At 72.6% G+C, this 17,818-nt stretch carries 13 protein-coding genes; 12 read left to right on the forward strand and 1 reads right to left on the reverse strand.

Features of this window, described 5'->3' with window-relative positions; all coding sequences use genetic code 11:
• The first annotated feature begins 43 nt into the window (after nt 1-43).
• From AB0H53_RS07900 to AB0H53_RS07945, 10 genes are all read left to right on the forward strand, one after another.
• Nucleotides 44-583, forward strand: a complete 540-nt coding sequence (locus AB0H53_RS07900) for a TIGR00730 family Rossman fold protein (RefSeq protein WP_362108690.1) — start codon at nt 44-46, stop codon at nt 581-583.
• Nucleotides 584-612: 29 nt separating this feature from the next.
• Nucleotides 613-1,302, forward strand: a complete 690-nt coding sequence (locus AB0H53_RS07905) for an SDR family oxidoreductase (RefSeq protein WP_362108692.1) — start codon at nt 613-615, stop codon at nt 1,300-1,302.
• A gap of 30 nt (nt 1,303-1,332) precedes the next feature.
• The gene (locus tag AB0H53_RS07910; protein WP_362108694.1) at nt 1,333-2,337 is read left to right on the forward strand and encodes a methionine synthase; all 1,005 of its coding nucleotides are present in this window, start codon (nt 1,333-1,335) and stop codon (nt 2,335-2,337) included.
• A gap of 8 nt (nt 2,338-2,345) precedes the next feature.
• Nucleotides 2,346-4,535 (forward strand): NAD-dependent DNA ligase LigA, encoded by a 2,190-nt coding sequence (gene ligA, locus AB0H53_RS07915; protein WP_362108696.1) that lies wholly within the window; start codon nt 2,346-2,348, stop codon nt 4,533-4,535.
• 261 nt (nt 4,536-4,796) lie between these two features.
• Entirely contained in the window at nt 4,797-6,914 is a 2,118-nt protein-coding gene (locus AB0H53_RS07920; RefSeq protein WP_362108698.1) for a bifunctional diguanylate cyclase/phosphodiesterase, read from the forward strand.
• A 400-nt stretch (nt 6,915-7,314) separates the two neighbouring features.
• Complete coding sequence (gatC, locus tag AB0H53_RS07925; protein WP_016642027.1) at nt 7,315-7,611, forward strand: Asp-tRNA(Asn)/Glu-tRNA(Gln) amidotransferase subunit GatC; 297 nt, start codon at nt 7,315-7,317, stop codon at nt 7,609-7,611.
• A gap of 7 nt (nt 7,612-7,618) precedes the next feature.
• The gene (gatA, locus tag AB0H53_RS07930) at nt 7,619-9,112 is read left to right on the forward strand and encodes an Asp-tRNA(Asn)/Glu-tRNA(Gln) amidotransferase subunit GatA (protein WP_362108700.1); all 1,494 of its coding nucleotides are present in this window, start codon (nt 7,619-7,621) and stop codon (nt 9,110-9,112) included.
• Nucleotides 9,109-9,348, forward strand: a complete 240-nt coding sequence (locus tag AB0H53_RS07935) for a hypothetical protein (RefSeq protein WP_362108702.1) — start codon at nt 9,109-9,111, stop codon at nt 9,346-9,348. Before gatA ends, AB0H53_RS07935 begins: the two co-directional genes overlap by 4 nt.
• The gene (gene gatB, locus AB0H53_RS07940; protein ID WP_362108704.1) at nt 9,326-10,873 is read left to right on the forward strand and encodes an Asp-tRNA(Asn)/Glu-tRNA(Gln) amidotransferase subunit GatB; all 1,548 of its coding nucleotides are present in this window, start codon (nt 9,326-9,328) and stop codon (nt 10,871-10,873) included. The genes AB0H53_RS07935 and gatB overlap by 23 nt, the downstream gene beginning before the upstream one ends.
• Before the next feature lie 117 nt (nt 10,874-10,990).
• A complete protein-coding gene (locus AB0H53_RS07945) occupies nt 10,991-11,464 on the forward strand; it encodes an SLATT domain-containing protein (RefSeq protein WP_362108706.1) in 474 nt (157 codons plus the stop codon).
• Nucleotides 11,465-11,535: 71 nt separating this feature from the next.
• On the opposite strand, the gene AB0H53_RS07950 is transcribed toward AB0H53_RS07945, so the two are convergent.
• Nucleotides 11,536-12,423, reverse strand: coding sequence for a hypothetical protein (locus AB0H53_RS07950; RefSeq protein WP_362108708.1), 888 nt, complete (start codon nt 12,421-12,423; stop codon nt 11,536-11,538).
• A gap of 633 nt (nt 12,424-13,056) precedes the next feature.
• Between AB0H53_RS07950 and AB0H53_RS07955 the strand changes: the two genes are divergently transcribed.
• Both AB0H53_RS07955 and AB0H53_RS07960 read left to right on the forward strand, forming a co-directional pair.
• Nucleotides 13,057-15,144: a phosphocholine-specific phospholipase C gene (locus AB0H53_RS07955; protein WP_362108710.1), complete on the forward strand. Its 2,088-nt coding sequence runs from the start codon at nt 13,057-13,059 to the stop codon at nt 15,142-15,144.
• A 288-nt stretch (nt 15,145-15,432) separates the two neighbouring features.
• Nucleotides 15,433-17,718, forward strand: coding sequence for an MMPL family transporter (locus AB0H53_RS07960; protein ID WP_362108712.1), 2,286 nt, complete (start codon nt 15,433-15,435; stop codon nt 17,716-17,718).
• Nucleotides 17,719-17,818 lie beyond the last annotated feature (100 nt).

Below are 17,818 nucleotides of genomic sequence, written 5' to 3' on the forward strand. Positions count from 1 at the left end.
TCAACGACCCCGGCCCGGTGCCGATTCCCCGTACCGTTGCCCCATGAACATCTGTGTCTTCCTCTCCGCCGCCGACCTGGACGAGCGCTACACCGGCCCCGCCCGCGAGTTCGCCGGGCTGCTCGGCAAGGGCGGTCACACCCTGGTCTGGGGCGGCAGCGACGTCGGCCTGATGAAGGTCGTCGCGGACGGGGTCCAGGAAGCGGGCGGCAGGCTCGTCGGGGTCTCCGTGGAGTTCCTGTCCGCGAAGGCCCGCCCCGGCGTCGACGAGATGGTCGTCGCCAGGGACCTCGCCGAGCGGAAGGCCCTGATGCTGGCCAGGTCGGACGCCGTCGTCATCATGGTCGGCGGTACCGGCACCCTGGACGAGGCCACCGAGATACTGGAGCTGAAGAAGCACGGCCTGCACGCCAAGCCGGTGGTGCTGCTCAACACGGCGGGCTTCTACGACGGGCTCAAGCAGCAGTTCCAGCGCATGGACGCCGAGGGCTTCCTGCCGGTGCCCCTCACCGACCTGGTGTTCTTCGCGGACGACGGGGCCGAGGCCCTGGCCCACCTGGAGCGGGACGCCGGTATCCGGTAGGCCCGGCCACAGGTGCGAGCATGGCCGGTATGGCTACACACATGATCACTGGCGCCGGTTCCGGCATCGGCGCGGCCGTGGCCCGCCGGCTGCGCGAGCGCGGCGACGAGCTCATCCTGCTGGCCCGCGACGCCGGGCGCGCCAAGGAACTCGCGGACCTCCACCCCGGCGCCCGCACCCTCGTCGGCGACCTCGCCAACCCCGACCGGCTCTCCTGGGCGTTCTCCCACCAGACCCTCCCCGACCGGTTGGACTCCCTGCTGCACATCGCGGGCGTGGTCGACCTCGGGCGGATCGGCGACCTGACCACCAAGGCCTGGCGCGGCCAGCTCGAGGTGAACCTCGTCGCCCCGGCCGAGCTCACCCGGCTGCTCCTTCCCCAGCTGCGGGCCTCGCGCGGACACGTGGTGTTCGTCAACTCCGGTGCCGGCCTGCGGGCCAACGCCGAGTGGGCCGCCTACGCCGCCTCCAAGCACGGCCTGAAGGCGCTCGCCGACGCCCTGCGCCTGGAGGAGCACGACAACGGCGTCCGGGTCACCTCCGTCTACCCGGGTCGGACCGCCAGCCCCATGCAGGCCAAGGTGCACCAGCAGGAGGGCAAGGAGTACGACCCGTCCCGCTGGATCGACCCGGAGTCCGTGGCGACGGCGGTCCTCACCGCCGTCGACCTGCCGCGCGACGCGGAGATCACCGACCTGTCGGTCCGGCCGGGACGGTAGCGGCGGCGCACCGCCGCGTACCCTTCCCGGGTGAGCGAGAAGAGCGAGATCATCTGGGGCCCCGCCACCGGGGTCGGGTCGATGCCGGGCGGTGACGCGCGGGAGGCCGCCAAGGCCGTCACCGGGTCCTTCGAGGACTTCCCGCACCTGGCGGAGCTGCCCGCGCGCGGGCCGGGCGCGGACATGATCGGGCGGACCATCGGGCTGCTCGTGGAGATGTACGCGCACGTGGAGCCGAGCGGCTGGCGGGTCAGCGACCGGCCGGGCCGCGACACCCGCCGGGCCAGGTCGTGGCTGGGGGAGGACCTGGACGCGCTGGAGGAGTTCACCCAGGGGTACGCCGGGGTGCTCAAGGTCCAGGCCGTCGGCCCGTGGACACTGGCCGCCGCCCTGGAGCTGCGGGGCGGCGAGGCCGCCCTCGGCGACCCCGGCGCCTGCCGGGACCTGGCGGCCTCCCTGGCCGAGGGGGTGCGCGAGCACCTGGCGGAGGTACGGCGCCGGGTGCCGGGCGCCCGGGTGGCGCTCCAGCTGGACGAGCCCTCCCTCACCGCGGTGCTGCGCGGACAGGTCAGGACCGCCAGCGGCTACCGCACGTACCGGGCGGTGGACCGGCAGGTGGTGGAGGGCGCGCTGCGGCAGGTGACGGCGGTGCACGACGGACCGGTGATCGTCCACTCGTGCGCGCCGGACGTCCCGTTCGGGCTGCTGCGCCGGGCGGGCGTGGCGGGCATCTCGTTCGATTTCGGCCTGCTCACCGAGCGTGACGAGGACGCCATCGGGGAGGCCGTTGAGGGCGGCACGAAGCTCTTCGCGGGCGTCGTGCCCTCCACCGACGGTCCATTGTCCGACCCTGCCGGTAGCGTCATGGGTGTCAGGACGCTGTGGCGCAGGCTGGGGCTGAATCCGGGGACTCTCGCCGAGTCGCTGGTGATCACCCCGACGTGCGGGTTGGCGGGCGCTTCGCCCGCATATGCCCGCCAGGCGCTCGCCCACTGCGTCCGGGCGGCGAGATCGCTCGCGGACAACCCTGAGTAACGGGAGGAATGACGGTGGCTGTCGAACAGCATGACGTGGTGCCGGCGGAGGCACGGGAGAAGCACGTACAGCTGGCCGAGCAGGTGGAGGAGCACCGCTTCCGGTACTACGTGAAGGACCAGCCGGTCATCAGCGACGCGGAGTTCGACAGGCTGCTGCGCTCGCTGGAGGCGCTGGAGGAGGAGTACCCCGAGCTGCGCACGCCCGACTCGCCGACCCAGAAGGTCGCCGGTGCGTACGAGACGGAGTTCACCGCGGTCCAGCACCGCGAGCGGATGCTCTCCCTGGACAACGCCTTCGCCGACGAGGAGCTGGCGGCCTGGGCCGACCGGGTCGCCAAGGAGATCGGCACCTCCGAGTACCACTTCCTGTGCGAGCTCAAGGTCGACGGCCTCGCGGTCAACCTGACGTACGAGAGGGGCCGGCTCACCCGCGCGGCGACCCGGGGGGACGGCCGCACCGGTGAGGACATCACGCCCAACGTCCGGACGATCGCCGACATCCCGGACCGGCTGAGGGGCGAGCGCGTCCCGGACCTGGTGGAGATCCGCGGCGAGGTCTACTTCCCGATGGAGAAGTTCGAGGAGCTCAACGCCCGCCTGGTGGAGGCGGGCGACAAGCCCTTCGCCAACCCGCGCAACGCCGCGGCCGGTTCGCTGCGGCAGAAGGACCCGAAGATCACCGCGAGTCGCCCGCTGCACATGGTGGTGCACGGCATCGGCGCCCGCGACGGCCTGCGGATCGACCGGCTCTCCCAGGCGTACGACCTGCTGCGCGAGTGGGGCCTGCCGACGGCCCGGCACAACAGGGTGGTGGGCGGCATCGAGGAGGTGCGGGAGTTCATCACGTACTTCGGCGAGAACCGGCACTCGGTGGAGCACGAGATCGACGGCGTGGTCGTCAAGCTGGACGAGATCCCGCTCCAGGGCCGGCTCGGCTCCACCTCGCGGGCGCCGCGCTGGGCGATCGCCTGGAAGTACGCGCCCGAGGAGGTCAACACCAAACTGGTCGACATCCGCGTGGGTGTCGGCCGCACCGGCCGGGTGACGCCGTACGCCCAGGTCGAGCCGGTCACCGTCGCTGGTTCCGAGGTGGAGTTCGCCACCCTGCACAACCAGGAGGTCGTCAAGGCCAAGGGTGTGCTCATCGGTGACACGGTGGTGCTGCGCAAGGCCGGTGACGTCATCCCGGAGATCCTCGGGCCGGTGGCGGACCTCCGGGACGGCACCGAACGGGAGTTCGTGATGCCCGCCGAGTGCCCCGAGTGCGGGACGCCGCTGCGGCCGATGAAGGAGGGTGACATCGACCTGCGTTGCCCCAACGGACGCACCTGCCCCGCCCAATTGCGCGAACGGCTGTTCTACCTGGGTGGTCGCAAGGCGCTCGACATCGAGAACTTCGGGTACGTGGCGGCGGCCGCCCTGACCAAGCCCCTGGAGCCGGCCGAGCCACCGCTCACGGACGAGGGCGACCTGTTCGACCTCACCATCGAGCAGTTGCTCCCCATCAAGGCGTACGTCCTGGACCAGGACAGCGGCCTGCCCAAGCGCGACCCCAGAACGGGTGAGGAGAAGGTCGTCACGGTCTTCGCCAACCAGCAGGGCGAGCCGCGCAAGAACGCCCTGGCGATGCTGGAGAACATCGCGGCGGCCAAACAGCGCCCGCTGGCCAGGATCATCACCGGCCTGTCGATCCGTCATGTGGGCCCGGTCGCCGCGGAGGCGCTGGCCCGGGAGTTCCGCTCCATCGAACGCGTGGAGCAGGCGAGCGAGGAGGAGCTGGCGGCCGTGGAGGGCGTCGGCCCGACCATCGCGGCCTCGCTCAAGCAGTGGTTCGCCGAGGACTGGCACCGGGAGATCCTGCGCAAGTGGCGGGCGGCCGGGGTCCGTATGGAGGAGGAGGGCTCGGGCGAGGACGAGGGGCCGCGCCCGCTGGAGGGGCTCACCGTGGTGGTCACCGGCACGCTCCAGGAGTACACCCGGGATGGCGCAAAAGAGGCGCTCCAAAGCCGTGGAGCGAAAGTGACCGGTTCCGTTTCAAAGAAAACCGCCTTCGTGGTCGTGGGTGACAACCCCGGTTCCAAGTACGACAAGGCGATGCAACTCAAGGTTCCGGTTCTGGACGAGAAAGGCTTCGCTGTCCTGCTGGGACAGGGCCCCGACGCGGCACGCGAGGCGGCCGTTCCGGCCGACCAGTAGGGCGAGTTTCGGCCGGAAAAGGTCACCCGTTCAGCGCATACCAGATGGTTACGGGTGGCCGGGTCGCATTCGGGCAAGACCAGTAGAGCGCTGCCCGTCGGAGCCCTGTGCGGCCTACTGTTGAGACGTGCGCCTGCCGTGCACGGCTGCGTCGGGGCGTCCCCCGCTTCCCGGAAGCGCTCGGGGAAGGAATTCCGGTCGTGGTGGCACGGCAACGGGCCATCACGTGGCAACGGCACCGCCGGCTGTGAGAGGGACGGAATGAAACCGACCGAGAGTGCCGCCCCGGTCTCGCGGCCGCGTACCCGCGCGGCCCTCGCGGGCATCGCTTCCAGGCTCCGCGCCACGGTGGTGGTCCTCGCCGGTGTCGTCCTCGCGGCCGGGTTCCTCCGCGCGCTGCTGGAGAACCACGCCCTCTTCCCCGGCGGCACCGAGGGCTGGTCGCTCGCCGTGCTCACCGGCATCATCGTCGGCCACCTCGTCGCACTGGGCCGGGACCGCTGGTGGGGCGGCACGGGCTCCGGAGCCGCCCTCACGCTCGCCGTCCTGCTGCTGTACGGCTGGGTGCCGGCCGGACTGGTCAGCCTCGCCGTCGTCGTCCTGGTCGGAGCCGCGCGCCGACACCGCTGGCGCCAGGGGTTGTTGCACGGCGCCGCCGACATCCTCGGCATCGGCGGCGCGGCCCTGGTCCTCGCCGCCTTCGGCGAGGTGCCGTCCGTCGAACGGCCCTGGCAGCCCCTCGAATGGGGCATCGAGGCGGTACCGGAAGTGGCCCTGGCGGCCGCGGCGTACCTGGTGGTGACCCGGCTGCTGCTGTGGTACACGCTGGCCCCGCAGGGTGGCCGGCTCCCCACGGCCGCCCGCACGGCGCTGCTCCGGCAGGGCCTGGTGGCCGTCGCGCTGCTCGGCATCGCGCCCCTGGTCTGCGTGGTCGCGGTCGCCCTGCCGGTGCTGCTGCCGCTGTTCGCCGTCCCGCTGATCGCCCTGGACTCCACGCTGTGGATCGCCCGCGCGCGGGCCGAGGAGCAACTGCGCGACCCGCTCACCGGGCTGCCCAACCGTCAGTGGCTGCTGGAGCGCACCTGGGCCGCCCTGGAGGACGCGGAGGGCGAGGGCGTCCGGGCGGCCCTGGTCCTGATCGACCTCGACCGCTTCCGGTCGGTCAATGACACGCTGGGGCACCTGGCGGGCGACCGGCTGCTGCTCCAGATCGCCGACCGGCTGCGCCTGGCGCTGCCGCGCGGCGCGGAGGCGGCCCGGCTGGGCGGTGACGAGTTCGCCGTCCTGCTGCCGACCGCCGACTCCACCACCAGCGCCCAGCGCGTGGCCCGGCAGCTCGCGGCCGACCTCTCCTCGCCCCTCGACCTCGACGGGCTCACCCTCGTCCTGGAGGCCAGCGCGGGCGTCGCGGTCTTCCCCGACCACGCGCTGGACGCCGAGGGCCTGCTCCAGCGGGCCGACGTGGCGATGTACCAGGCCAAACGGGACCGTACGGGCGTCGAGGTCTACGAGTCCAAGCGGGACTCCAACACCCCCGACCGGCTCGGCCTGCTGGGCGACCTGCGGCGCGCCCTGGACGCCGGTGACGTCGAGGTGCACTACCAGCCCAAGGTCGGCTTCGACGGGCACGTGGCCGGTCTGGAGGCGCTGGTCCGCTGGGTGCACCCGGAGCGCGGCCGGGTCCCCCCGGACGAGTTCATCGCCATCGCCGAGTCGTCCGGCCTGATGCCGCACCTCACCGAGTACGTCCTGGAGACCGCCCTCGCCCAGGTGGCCCGGTGGCGCGCCCAGGGCCTGAAGGTCCCCGTCGCGGTGAACGTCTCGCCCCGTGACGTCCACAGCCCCGGTTTCGCCGGCGCCGTCGCCGCCCGGCTGGCCCGCCACGGCGTGCCGCCCGGGGCCCTCCAGCTGGAGATAACCGAGCACGTCCTGCTGGAGGACCCCCAGCGCGCCGCGGACACCCTGGCCGGGCTGACCGCGCACGGCGTGAAGATGTCCCTGGACGACTTCGGTACCGGCTACTCCTCCCTGGTCCACCTGCGCCGCCTGCCGGTGAGCGAACTGAAGATCGACCGCTCCTTCGTGGCCCGTCTCGCCGTCGACAACGAGGACGCCGAGATCGTCCGCTGCACCGTCGACCTGGCCCACTCCCTCGGCCTGCTCGTCGTCGCCGAGGGCGTGGAGGACGACGAGACCTGGGAGCGCCTGCGGGACCTGGGCTGCGACGCGGTCCAGGGCTGGCTGGTCGCCGCCGCCATGCCGCCCAGCGAGACCACCGCGTGGCTGCGGGCGCGCGACGAGCACGGCTGGCACCGCCCGTCGGCCGCCCTGCCGCCCGCCGCCACCGACGCGGACCACCCCTCGGGCGCCATCACCTGACCCGCGCCCCGCGCGTCCCGGCACCGCACCCGGCCCCGGCCACCGCCCCGCCCCGCCGCCGGGACCCTCGCGCCCGGCACCGTACCCGCCCGGCGCCGCACCCGCCCGGCGGCGTCCCCACGTCCGGTCCCCCCGTCCCTGCGCCTCCGGTCAGCGCCTCCGGTCAGCGCCTCGGGTCAGCGCACCCGCCCGGCGCACCAGCCCGGCGCACCCGCCCGGCGCCGTCCCCACGTCGGCGTCCGGGCTGGCTCGCGGACCGTCCCGGCTCGGCTCGCGGACCGTGCCGCGGTCCGGTGCGCGGCCGGCCGGACCGGGGCCGCGGCAAACCGTTTCACGGGCATGGGGCGCCGACCCATAGGATTGGGCCAAAACCATCACACTCACCCCTGAGGATCGCTGCATGCCTGGCATCACGCGCGAGGAGGTCGCCCACCTCGCCCGGCTGGCACGTCTGGAGCTGAAGGACGAAGAGCTCGACCACTTCGCCGGACAGCTCGACGACATCATTGGCGCGGTCGCCCGCGTCTCCGAGGTCGCCGACCAAGACGTACCCCCGACCTCCCACCCGCTGCCGCTGACCAACGTCATGCGCGCGGACGAGGTCCGTCCGTCGCTCACCCCCGAGCAGGCGCTCTCCGGAGCCCCCGCGCAGGAGCAGCAGCGTTTCAAGGTGCCGCAGATCTTGGGGGAGGACTAACACCGTCATGACGGACATCGTCAAGCTCACCGCCGCCGAGATCGCGGCGAGGATCGCGTCCGGCGAACTCACCGCCGTCGAGGTCACCGAGGCCCACCTGGCCCGGATCGAGGCCGTGGACGAGAAGGTCCACGCCTTCCTGCACGTCGACCGCGAGGGCGCGCTCGCGCAGGCCCGCGCCGTCGACGAGAAGCGCGCCAAGGGCGAGAAGCTGGGCCCGCTCGCGGGCGTGCCGCTCGCGCTCAAGGACATCTTCACCACCCGGACCATGCCGACCACCGTGGGCTCCAAGATCCTCGAAGGCTGGATCCCGCCGTACGACGCGACGGTCACCCGCAAGCTCAAGGCCGCCGACGTCGTCATCCTCGGCAAGACCAACATGGACGAGTTCGCCATGGGGTCCTCCACCGAGAACAGCGCGTACGGGCCGACCGGCAACCCCTGGGACCTGACCAGGATCCCCGGCGGCTCCGGCGGCGGCTCGTCCGCCGCCCTCGCCTCCTTCGAGGCCCCGCTCGCCATCGGCACGGACACCGGTGGCTCCATCCGCCAGCCCGCCGCCGTCACCGGCACCGTCGGCGTCAAGCCGACGTACGGCGGCGTCTCCCGCTACGGCATGGTGGCCTTCTCCAGCTCCCTGGACCAGGGAGGCCCCTGCGCCCGTACGGTCCTGGACGCCGCCCTGCTCCACGAGGCCATCGCCGGGCACGACCCGCTCGACTCGACGTCCATCGACGCGCCCGTCCCGCCGGTGGTCGAGGCCGCCCGCAACGGCAGCGTCCAGGGCATGCGCGTCGGCGTCGTCAAGCAGTTCCGGGGCGAGGGCTACCAGGCCGGTGTCGTCCAGCGGTTCGACGAGTCCGTCGAGCTGCTCAAGGAACTGGGCGCCGAGATCGTCGAGCTGGACTGCCCGTCCTTCGACCTCGCCCTCTCCGCGTACTACCTGATCGCGCCCTCCGAGTGCTCCTCCAACCTGGCCCGCTTCGACGGTCTGCGCTACGGCCTGCGGGTCGGCGACGACGGCACGAAGTCGGCCGAGGAGGTCACCGCTCTCACCCGCGAGGCCGGTTTCGGCGACGAGGTCAAGCGTCGCGTCATGCTCGGTACGTACGCGCTCAGCTCCGGCTACTACGACGCGTACTACGGCTCGGCGCAGAAGGTCCGCACCCTCATCACCCGGGACTTCGAGCAGGCCTTCGAGCAGGTCGACGTGATCGTCTCCCCGACGACCCCGACCACCGCCTTCCCGATCGGCGAGCGCGCCGACGACCCGATGGCGATGTACCTCGCCGACCTGTGCACCATCCCGACCAACCTGGCCGGCAACTCCGCCATGTCGCTGCCGTGCGGCCTGGCACCGGAGGACAACCTGCCGGTCGGTCTGCAGATCATCGCCCCCGCCATGAAGGACGACCGCCTGTACAAGGTGGGCGCGGCCGTCGAGGCCGCCTTCGTGGCACGCTGGGGCCACCCGCTGCTTGAGGAGGCTCCGTCGCTGTGAGCGCACTGACCAAGGCCAAGGGCTTCAAGAAGTCCCGGGCCGGCACGTACCTGTCCATCGGCACCACCGCCATCGGCGTGGTGAGCGTGGTCAAGCAGGCCCGCAAGGCGCGCGGCGAGAGCGACACGCTCCTGCTGCTCGACGCGGTCGTGTCGGCCGCCGCCATCGCCACCGGCCTCGCCATCCTGCTGCGCGAACTGAAGCGCGTCGGCGATGACGACGTGCTGCTCGGCTGAGAGGGAAAGTTTCACCGTGACCGTCACTGCACCGGTGTCGTACGAGGACGCCCTCGCCGCCTTCGACCCCGTCATGGGCCTGGAGGTCCATGTCGAGCTCGGCACCAAGACCAAGATGTTCTGCGGCTGCTCCACCGAGCTGGGCGCCGAGCCCAACTCGCAGACCTGCCCGACCTGTCTGGGCATGCCCGGCTCGCTGCCGGTCGTCAACGCGACCGCCGTCGAGTCGGCCATCAAGATCGGCCTCGCGTTGAACTGCGAGATCGCCGAATGGTGCCGCTTCGCCCGGAAGAACTACTTCTATCCGGACATGCCGAAGAACTTCCAGACCTCGCAGTACGACGAGCCGATCGCCTTCAACGGCTATCTGGACGTCCAGCTGGAGGACGGGGAGATCTTCCGCGTGGAGATCGAGCGCGCGCACATGGAGGAGGACACCGGCAAGTCGACGCACGTCGGCGGTGCCACCGGCCGTATCCACGGCGCGTCCCACTCCCTGCTGGACTACAACCGCGCCGGCATCCCGCTGATCGAGATCGTGACCAAGCCCATCACCGGCGCCGGTGAGCGGGCCCCCGAGGTGGCCAAGGCGTACGTCGCCGAGCTGCGCGAACTCATCAAGGCGCTCGATGTCTCCGAGGCCCGTATGGAGATGGGCCAGATGCGCTGCGACGTGAACCTGTCGCTGCGCCCGCACGGCCGGGAGAAGTTCGGCACCCGCTCCGAGACGAAGAACGTCAACTCGCTGCGGTCGGTAGAGCGCGCGGTCCGCTTCGAGATCAGCCGCCACGCCGGCGTGCTGAACGCGGGCGGGACGATCATCCAGGAGACCCGCCACTTCCACGAGGACGACGGCTCCACGACGTCCGGCCGGGTCAAGGAGGAGGCCGAGGACTACCGGTACTTCCCCGAGCCCGACCTCGTCCCCGTCGCCCCGTCCCGTGAGTGGGTCGAGGAGCTGCGTGCGACGCTGCCCGAGCTGCCGCGGGTGCGCCGCAACCGGCTGCGCGAGGAGTGGGGCGTGTCGGAGCACGACATGCAGTCCATCCTCAACGCGGGCGCGGTCGACCTGATCGTGGCGACGACCGAGGCGGGCGCCCCGGCCGACCAGGCCCGCAAGTGGTGGATGGGCGAGCTGGCCCGCAACGCCAACGAGTCCGGCACGTCCCTGGACGCGCTGCCCATCACCCCGGCGCAGGTCGCGCGCGTCACCGAGCTCGTCACCTCCGGCGACCTCAACGACAAGCTGGCCCGCCAGGTCATCGAGGGCGTCCTCGCGGGCGAGGGCGACCCGGACACCGTCGTCGAGAAGCGCGGCCTGAAGGTCGTCTCCGACGAAGGCGCGCTGGGCGCGGCCGTGGACGAGGCGATCGCCGCCAACGCCGCCATCGCGGACAAGATCCGCGGCGGCAAGGTGGCCGCGGCCGGCGCCCTGGTGGGCGCGGTCATGAAGGCCACCCGCGGCCAGGCCGACGCGGCCCGGGTGCGCGAGCTCATCCTTGAGCGGCTCGGCGTCGAGGGCTGACCCCGGCCCTCCCGTCCCCGGCCCCCGCGCTCAACGAGCGCGGGGGCCGGGCGCGTTGCTCGGGCCGCCGTGCCGAACGGCATGGTGGCCCGGCGCCGGATCGGGCACCATGTTCGCGTGCTGTTGTCCCGACGCAGACCACCGGAGCATCCGGTCGCCGACGATCCGCTGCTGGCGCAGGCCCACGCCGACCTGGCCTGGTACGCCCGCATCCGTGACCGCGCCCGCCGCTGGCACTGGACGGTCGAACTCACCGCTCTGCTCACGGGCGCCGGCACGGTGGTGGCCGCCGGATTGCAGGCACCCGCCGCGGTCACGGCGAGCGTGGCCGGCGCCACCGTCTTCATCGGCGGTTTCCGCCAGGTCTTCAACCACTCCGAGCGCCATGTGCTGGCGGCGGGGGCGTGGTCGAGGCTGCGGCTGGCGGTCCAGCGCTACACGCTCGTACCGGAGGCCGAACGCGACGAGGAGGCCCGCCGGCGCCTGCTGGAGGAGATGGAGGCCGTCGCGACGACGGAGCTCCAGAACTGGGCCGCCGCCCGGCGCGGCACACAGCCCGGACCACTGCCGGGCGCTCACCCGCTGCCCTGAGGCGGCCCGCCCGCGCACGCCGGTGCGGTCGCCCGCCGGGGCCGGCGTCGACGGGGCTCGGCGCCCGGCGGTCAGCGGGTGGTTATGCCCAGACCCGGCAGCCAGAAGTGGCCGTGGTCGTTGGCGCTGATGTCGCCGGCGGTCAGTTCGTCCAGCTCGGTGGCGCCTTGGGCGCGGAGCTCCGCGACGGCCAGCCGGGCGAGGGCCGCCGGGGCGTCGGGGCGGGTGTCCGGGAAGCTCGCCGTCCAGCGGCCGTTGTCGAGGGTCTGCCAGCCGCGCGCCCGCATGTCGTCCTCGGGGGCGTCCTGTTCACCCCGGGGGTTCAGGTGGATGCCCAGGCCCTCCTCGGGGATGTAGTGGACGGAGAGGTACGAGGAGCCGCGCCTGTCGCGGATGCTGAACGTGGCCCAGTCGCCCGGGATCTGCACCGGAAGCTGTTCCGCCCAGGCGCCGGCCATCAGGGCCAGGGCACTCTCGAAGTGCTCCCAGCAAGCGGCGAGCCGGCCACCCGGCCACATGGTCATACCCTCGCCGGGACCGTTGCGGTACAACTGCCACAGATAGGGCAGGGAATCGAAGTCGTGCCGCTCGTCCGCCGACCAGGCGCCGCCCCACTCGAAGGCGCGGTACTCGTCCTCCTCCCGCTCCCGCGTGACGTGCACCGACAGGGTCACCCCCCGGATGTCACCGGACAGCACCACCAGCCGGTCCTCGTCACGCCAGCGGATGTCGGGCCCGTGTGCCGAGCCGCCGAGCAGCGTCGGCCGGCCGATCCGCGCCACGATCGCCTCGTACACCGGCCGGAACGCCTCCCGCCGCCGTACGAGCGTGGCCCCCGGCTCGTACGCCAGGACCCGGACCGGCGGCCGGCCCAGGTGCTCCTCCGGAGTGTCGGCGAGCGACGCCGCCACGTCGGCGGCCTCGGTGGGCGTGATGGTGGAAGTCCCCGTTTCGTTCATGTGTGCCATCGTGGCAGAGCCCACTGACAACGGGGCTCCGCACGGGCCGCCGTCCGCCCCGCCCGCGGCCCGGTCGCTGTCCGCCGGGGAACCCCGGCCGCCGGCCGGCCCGGGCTGCCGGTCGGTACGGCCACCGGTGGGAGCCCGACCACCGGTCGGTACCGGTCACCCGTCGGACGGCGGTATCGCGACGGCCCCGCCGCTCGGGGGGAGCGCGACGGGGCCGTGACCGGGACCGGTTGTGTCCCGTGGGGGGTGAGGTGCTCCTGCCCGCCGCGGCGACGATCATGCCCGGCCGGCGGGTACTGGCCACAGGGCCGGACGGCCGGCCGGGAACGACCCGATGCGGGTGCCTCCACGACGAGCCCGGTGACGAACGCCCCGTCGGCAGCCTCGCGCCATCCCGCCGCATCCCGTCGCCACCGGCCCCGGGCATCACGCTGGCCCCGGAACGTCCCACCGCTCCCACCGGCAGCCCGGTCGGCTCCCGCCAGGACCCGCCGCCGCGCCTTTCGGACGTTCACCTTTCGTCCGTCCGCGAGTCTTCCCGGGTCCACATGGGCTCACTACCGTGCCGCCCGTACCACCAATGGATCAAGGACGAACCATTGGCCGTCGAGTGGGAGGTCGGGCGTGTCACCGGAGATTTCGCGCAGGAGGATGCTCGCCCTCGGTGGAGGTGCCCTCGGCACCGCCGCCGCCGGTTCCCTGCTGCCACCGTCGTTGCGGGCCGCGCTGGCCGCCGCTCCGCCGCCGGGCGGGCTGGGCGCGGTCAGGCACGTGGTGGTCCTGATGCAGGAGAACCGTTCCTTCGACCACTACTTCGGCACCCTGCGCGGCGTGCGCGGCTTCGGTGACCGCAATGCCGTCGAACTGCCCTCCGGCAGGTCCGTCTTCGAGCAGCCCGGACCGCTGCGCACCGTGCTGCCCTTCCCCGTCCGGGACGCGGCCGCGGCGCAGCAGAAGGACCTCCAGTACATCGGCGACCTCGACCACTCCTGGGGCGGCGGGGCCAAGGCGTGGCGCGACGGGTGGATGGACGGCTGGGTCACGGCCAAGACCGCCGCCACGATGGCGTACTACGACCGGCGTGACATCCCACTGCACTACGAACTCGCCGACACCTTCACCATCTGCGACGCCTACCACTCCTCCATCCACACCTCCACCAGTCCCAACCGCAACCACCTGTGGTCCGGCTGGACCGGCTTCGAGGCCGACGGCAGCCGTGCGGTGACCAACGCCGCGTACGCCGAGGGCACCCACCCCGGTTACCCGTGGCCCACCTACGCGGAGCGGCTGGAGAAGGCGGGGCGGAGCTGGAAGACGTACACGGAGTGGGAGAACTTCACCGACAACAACATCGAGTTCTTCACCACCTTCAAGAGGATCGCGCGCAAGGCCCTCGCCAGGACCGGCGGCCACACCTACATGGAGTCGTTCTACGCCAAGGTGCGCGGCACGGACGACGCGGCGGAGCGGGCCCGGCTGCTCGCGGCGCTGGAGGAGGGCGTCGCGACGCTCACCGGGGCGGAGCGCTCGCTGTTCGAGCGGGGGCTGAGGAGGGTGGCGACCGGCACCCTGGCGGACCACTTCCGCGCCGATGTGGCCGCGGGGGCGCTGCCCGAGGTGTCGTACCTGGTGCCCAGCGCGATCGACTCCGAACACCCCGGCTCCTCGTCCCCGGTCGCCTCGGCCACCCTCGTCTACAAGGTGCTGGACGCCCTGGCCTCCCACCCGGAGGTATGGCGGCACACCGTTCTGCTGATCAACTACGACGAGAACGACGGTTTCTTCGACCATGTCCCGCCGCCCGTGCCCCCGGCCGGTGACACCGAGGAGCGGTACAAGGGCCTGCCCACCGGCCTCGGCATCCGCGTCCCGCTGCTCGTCGTCTCGCCCTGGACCGTAGGTGGGTACGTCTGCTCGGAGGTCTTCGACCACACCTCGGTGATCCGCTTCCTGGAGAAGTGGACCGGAGTCCGGGAGCCGAACATCACCGCCTGGCGCCGCCAGGTCACCGGCGACCTGACCTCCGCCTTCGACTTCCGGCGCGGCCGCCCGCTGCCCGAGGTGGCGAGGCCCGGTGCCGTGCCGCCGTTCACCGGCCGCTGGCGCCCGCAGCCGCCGGCGGCGCAGCACATGCCGGTACAGGAACCCGGCACGCGTCCCGCGCGGCCGCTTCCGTACCGGCCGGACGCGCACGGCCGTGTCGAGGGCGGCGCGATCACCGTCACCCTCAGCAACAGCGGTACGGCCAGCGCGCACTTCGCGCTCTATCCGTACGCCGGTGAGTTCACCGTCCCCCAGCACCGGGACGTGAAGGGCACGGCGCGATGGACGGTGCCCCTCACCGGCGGGGCGTACCGCTTCACGATCACCGGGCCCAACGGCTTCCGGCGCGAGTTCGCCGGCCGGGCCCAGGGCGGCGCCGAGGTCACCTCACGCATCGACCACGACGACCGCGACCTGCACCTCACCCTGAGCAGCACCGGGGACAAGCCGGTCACCTTCACGGTCCGCCCGCACGGATACGTCGACGAGGCCGATCTCGCCGACTGGACCCGGACGATCACCGTCAAGGCCGGCCGCAGCCGTACCGTGGTGCACTCGGCCGCCGACGCCCACGGCTGGTACGACGTGGAGGTCACCGGTGACGACGGCTTCCGGCGCCGGCTGATGGGCCATGTGGAGAACGGCCGCCCCAGCGTCTCCGGCTGATATCGCCCGTCCGCGCGCCCGCCCGTCCGCCCGTCCGCCCGTCCGCGCGTCCGCCCGTCCGTCCGCCCGTCCGGTCGTCCGGGGGCCGCCCTTCCGTGACCGGGGCCGGGCGCCGAGCCGAGCAGCGGCCGGGCCGCTGCTCGGCTCCGGCATGCCCGGTACCACTGTGAGTATCGCCACGAAAGGGACAAACGATCACTTTCGGCTGTCACAGTTGCCCCACGTAGGTCACGCGTTCTTTCCGGGCAGTTCCCGACAAGACCACGAACCACTCAGGGAGCGAACCCGTTGGCAGCCCTTGCCCGATGGTGTGTCACACACCGCCTCGCCGCCGTCCTGCTGTGGCTGCTCACCCTGGCAGGGGTCTCGGCGGCCGCCGGACTCGCCGGTTCCGCCTACTCCGGCGACTACGAGGTTCCCGGTACCGAATCGGGTCGCGCCACCGCCCTCCTCCACGAGGGCTTCCGGGGCCGGAGCGGCGACAGCGGCACCGTCGTCTGGCACACCGAGAAGGGCAGCGTCCGAGCCCCCGGCGTGGAACGGCGCATGACCGCGATGCTGGACCAGGTCGAGAAGCTGCCCGGCACCGCGGCCGTCACCGGACCGTACGGCCCCGCTCCCGGCCGGGCCGGCGAGGACCGGGACGGGGCCGGTGAGGACCGGAATCGGGCCGGGGAGGAGCGGAACGGGGCCGGTGAGGACCGGGTGAGCGAGGACCGCCGCACCGCCTACGCCACGGTCACCTTCGAACAGCAGGCCGGCGCCGTCCCCGCCGACCAGGTCCGGGCCGTCGTCGACACCGCGCGCGCCGCGGCGGGCGACGGAGTCCAGGTGGAGGTGGGCGGCAACGCCGTCGCGCTCACCGAGACGCCGACCTCCCACCTCGCCGAAGCCGCCGGCGTGGCCGTCGCGGCCGTCGTCCTCTTCCTCGCCTTCGGCTCGCTCGCCGCCAGCATGCTCCCGATCGCCACCGCCCTCGTCGGCGTCGGCACGGCGTACGCGGGCATCGTGCTGCTCGGCCATGTCATGACGGTCGCCGACTTCGCGCCCATGCTGGGGATGCTGATCGGTCTCGGGGTCGGTATCGACTACGCCCTGTTCATCGTCACCCGGCACCGCAAGGGCCTCAAACGCGGCCTCACCGTCGCCGAGGCCGCCGAGAACGCCGTCGCCACCACCGGCCGGGCCGTCGTCTTCGCGGGCGCCACCGTCTGCACAGCACTGCTCGGCATGCTCATCCTGCGGCTCGGTTTCCTCAACGGGGTCGCCGTCGCCGCCTCGCTGACCGTCGTCCTCACCGTCGCCGCCTCCGTGACCCTGCTGCCCGCCCTGCTCTCCCTCATAGGGGAGCGGGCCCTGTCGCGCCGGGAGCGCCGCCGGCTCGCCGAACACGGCCCGCGGCCCGAGCCGCGGACCGGGTTCGCCGCCCGCTGGTCCGCGTTGGTGGAACGCCACCCCAAGCTTCTCGGTGCCGTCGCCGCCGCCGTCATGCTGGTCCTGGCGCTGCCCGCCTCCGGCCTCCGCCTCGGCACCTCCGACCAGGGCAACGACCCGGCCACCACGACCACCCGCAAGGCCTACGACCTGCTGGCGGAAGGTTTCGGCCCCGGTGTCAACGGTCCCCTCACCCTGGTCGCCGAACTCGACGGCGCCGACGACCGGCTCGCCCTGAGCGGGCTGCCGCCCCTGCTGGACGCCACCGAGGGCGTCGAGTCGGTGGGGCCCCTCACGCACAACGGCAGCGGCGACACCGCCGTGCTGACCGTCGTACCGGACTCCGCTCCCCAGTCGGTGGACACCAGCGCCCTGGTGGACCGGCTGCGTGAGCACGTCCTGCCGCGCGCCGAGCAGGGCACCTCGCTGGAGGTGCACGTCGGCGGAGTGACCGCGGGCTACGACGACTTCGCCCAGGTCATCGTGGGCAAGCTACCGCTCTTCGTCGGTGTGGTCATCGTGCTGGGCTGCCTGCTGCTCCTGCTGGCCTTCCGCTCGATAGGCATCCCGCTGAAGGCCGCCGTCATGAACGTGGCCGCCGTCGCCTCCGCCTTCGGAGTCGTCGTCGCGGTCTTCCAGTGGGGCTGGGGGAGCGAACTGCTCGGCCTGGGCCGGGCGGGGCCGATCGAACCCTTCCTGCCGGTGATCATGGTGTCCGTGCTCTTCGGACTCTCGATGGACTACCAGGTGTTCCTGGTCAGCCGGATGTACGAGGAGTGGCTGGAGACCCGCGACAACCGCCGCGCCGTCCGGGTGGGCCTCGCCGAGACCAGCCGGGTCATCAACTCCGCCGCGATCATCATGATCGCTGTCTTCCTCGCCTTCGTGCTCTCCGGTGACCGGGTGATCGCGATGTTCGGCATCGGCCTGGCCGCCGCCGTGGCCCTCGACGCCTTCGTCCTGCGGACCCTGCTCGTCCCGGCCCTGATGCACATGCTCGGCGGCGCGAACTGGTGGCTGCCCCGCTGGCTGGACCGGCTGCTTCCGCGCATCAGTGTCGAAACCCCCGACATCGGTCCCGCCACGCGCGCGCGGATCGTTCGACCGCGTGCGAGCGAGGACGGCGAGCTCGTCCCGTAGCGGCGCCGTGTGCCGAACGCTGCTCGGCGCCCCGGCGCCGCTCCGGGCTCCGGAGGCGCTCCGGGCCCCTGACCGTGGCCGTCACCTGACCCGGGGACGC

The sequence above is a fragment of the Streptomyces sp. NPDC050856 genome (assembly GCF_040653855.1).
In the GTDB taxonomy this organism is placed as follows: domain Bacteria; phylum Actinomycetota; class Actinomycetes; order Streptomycetales; family Streptomycetaceae; genus Streptomyces.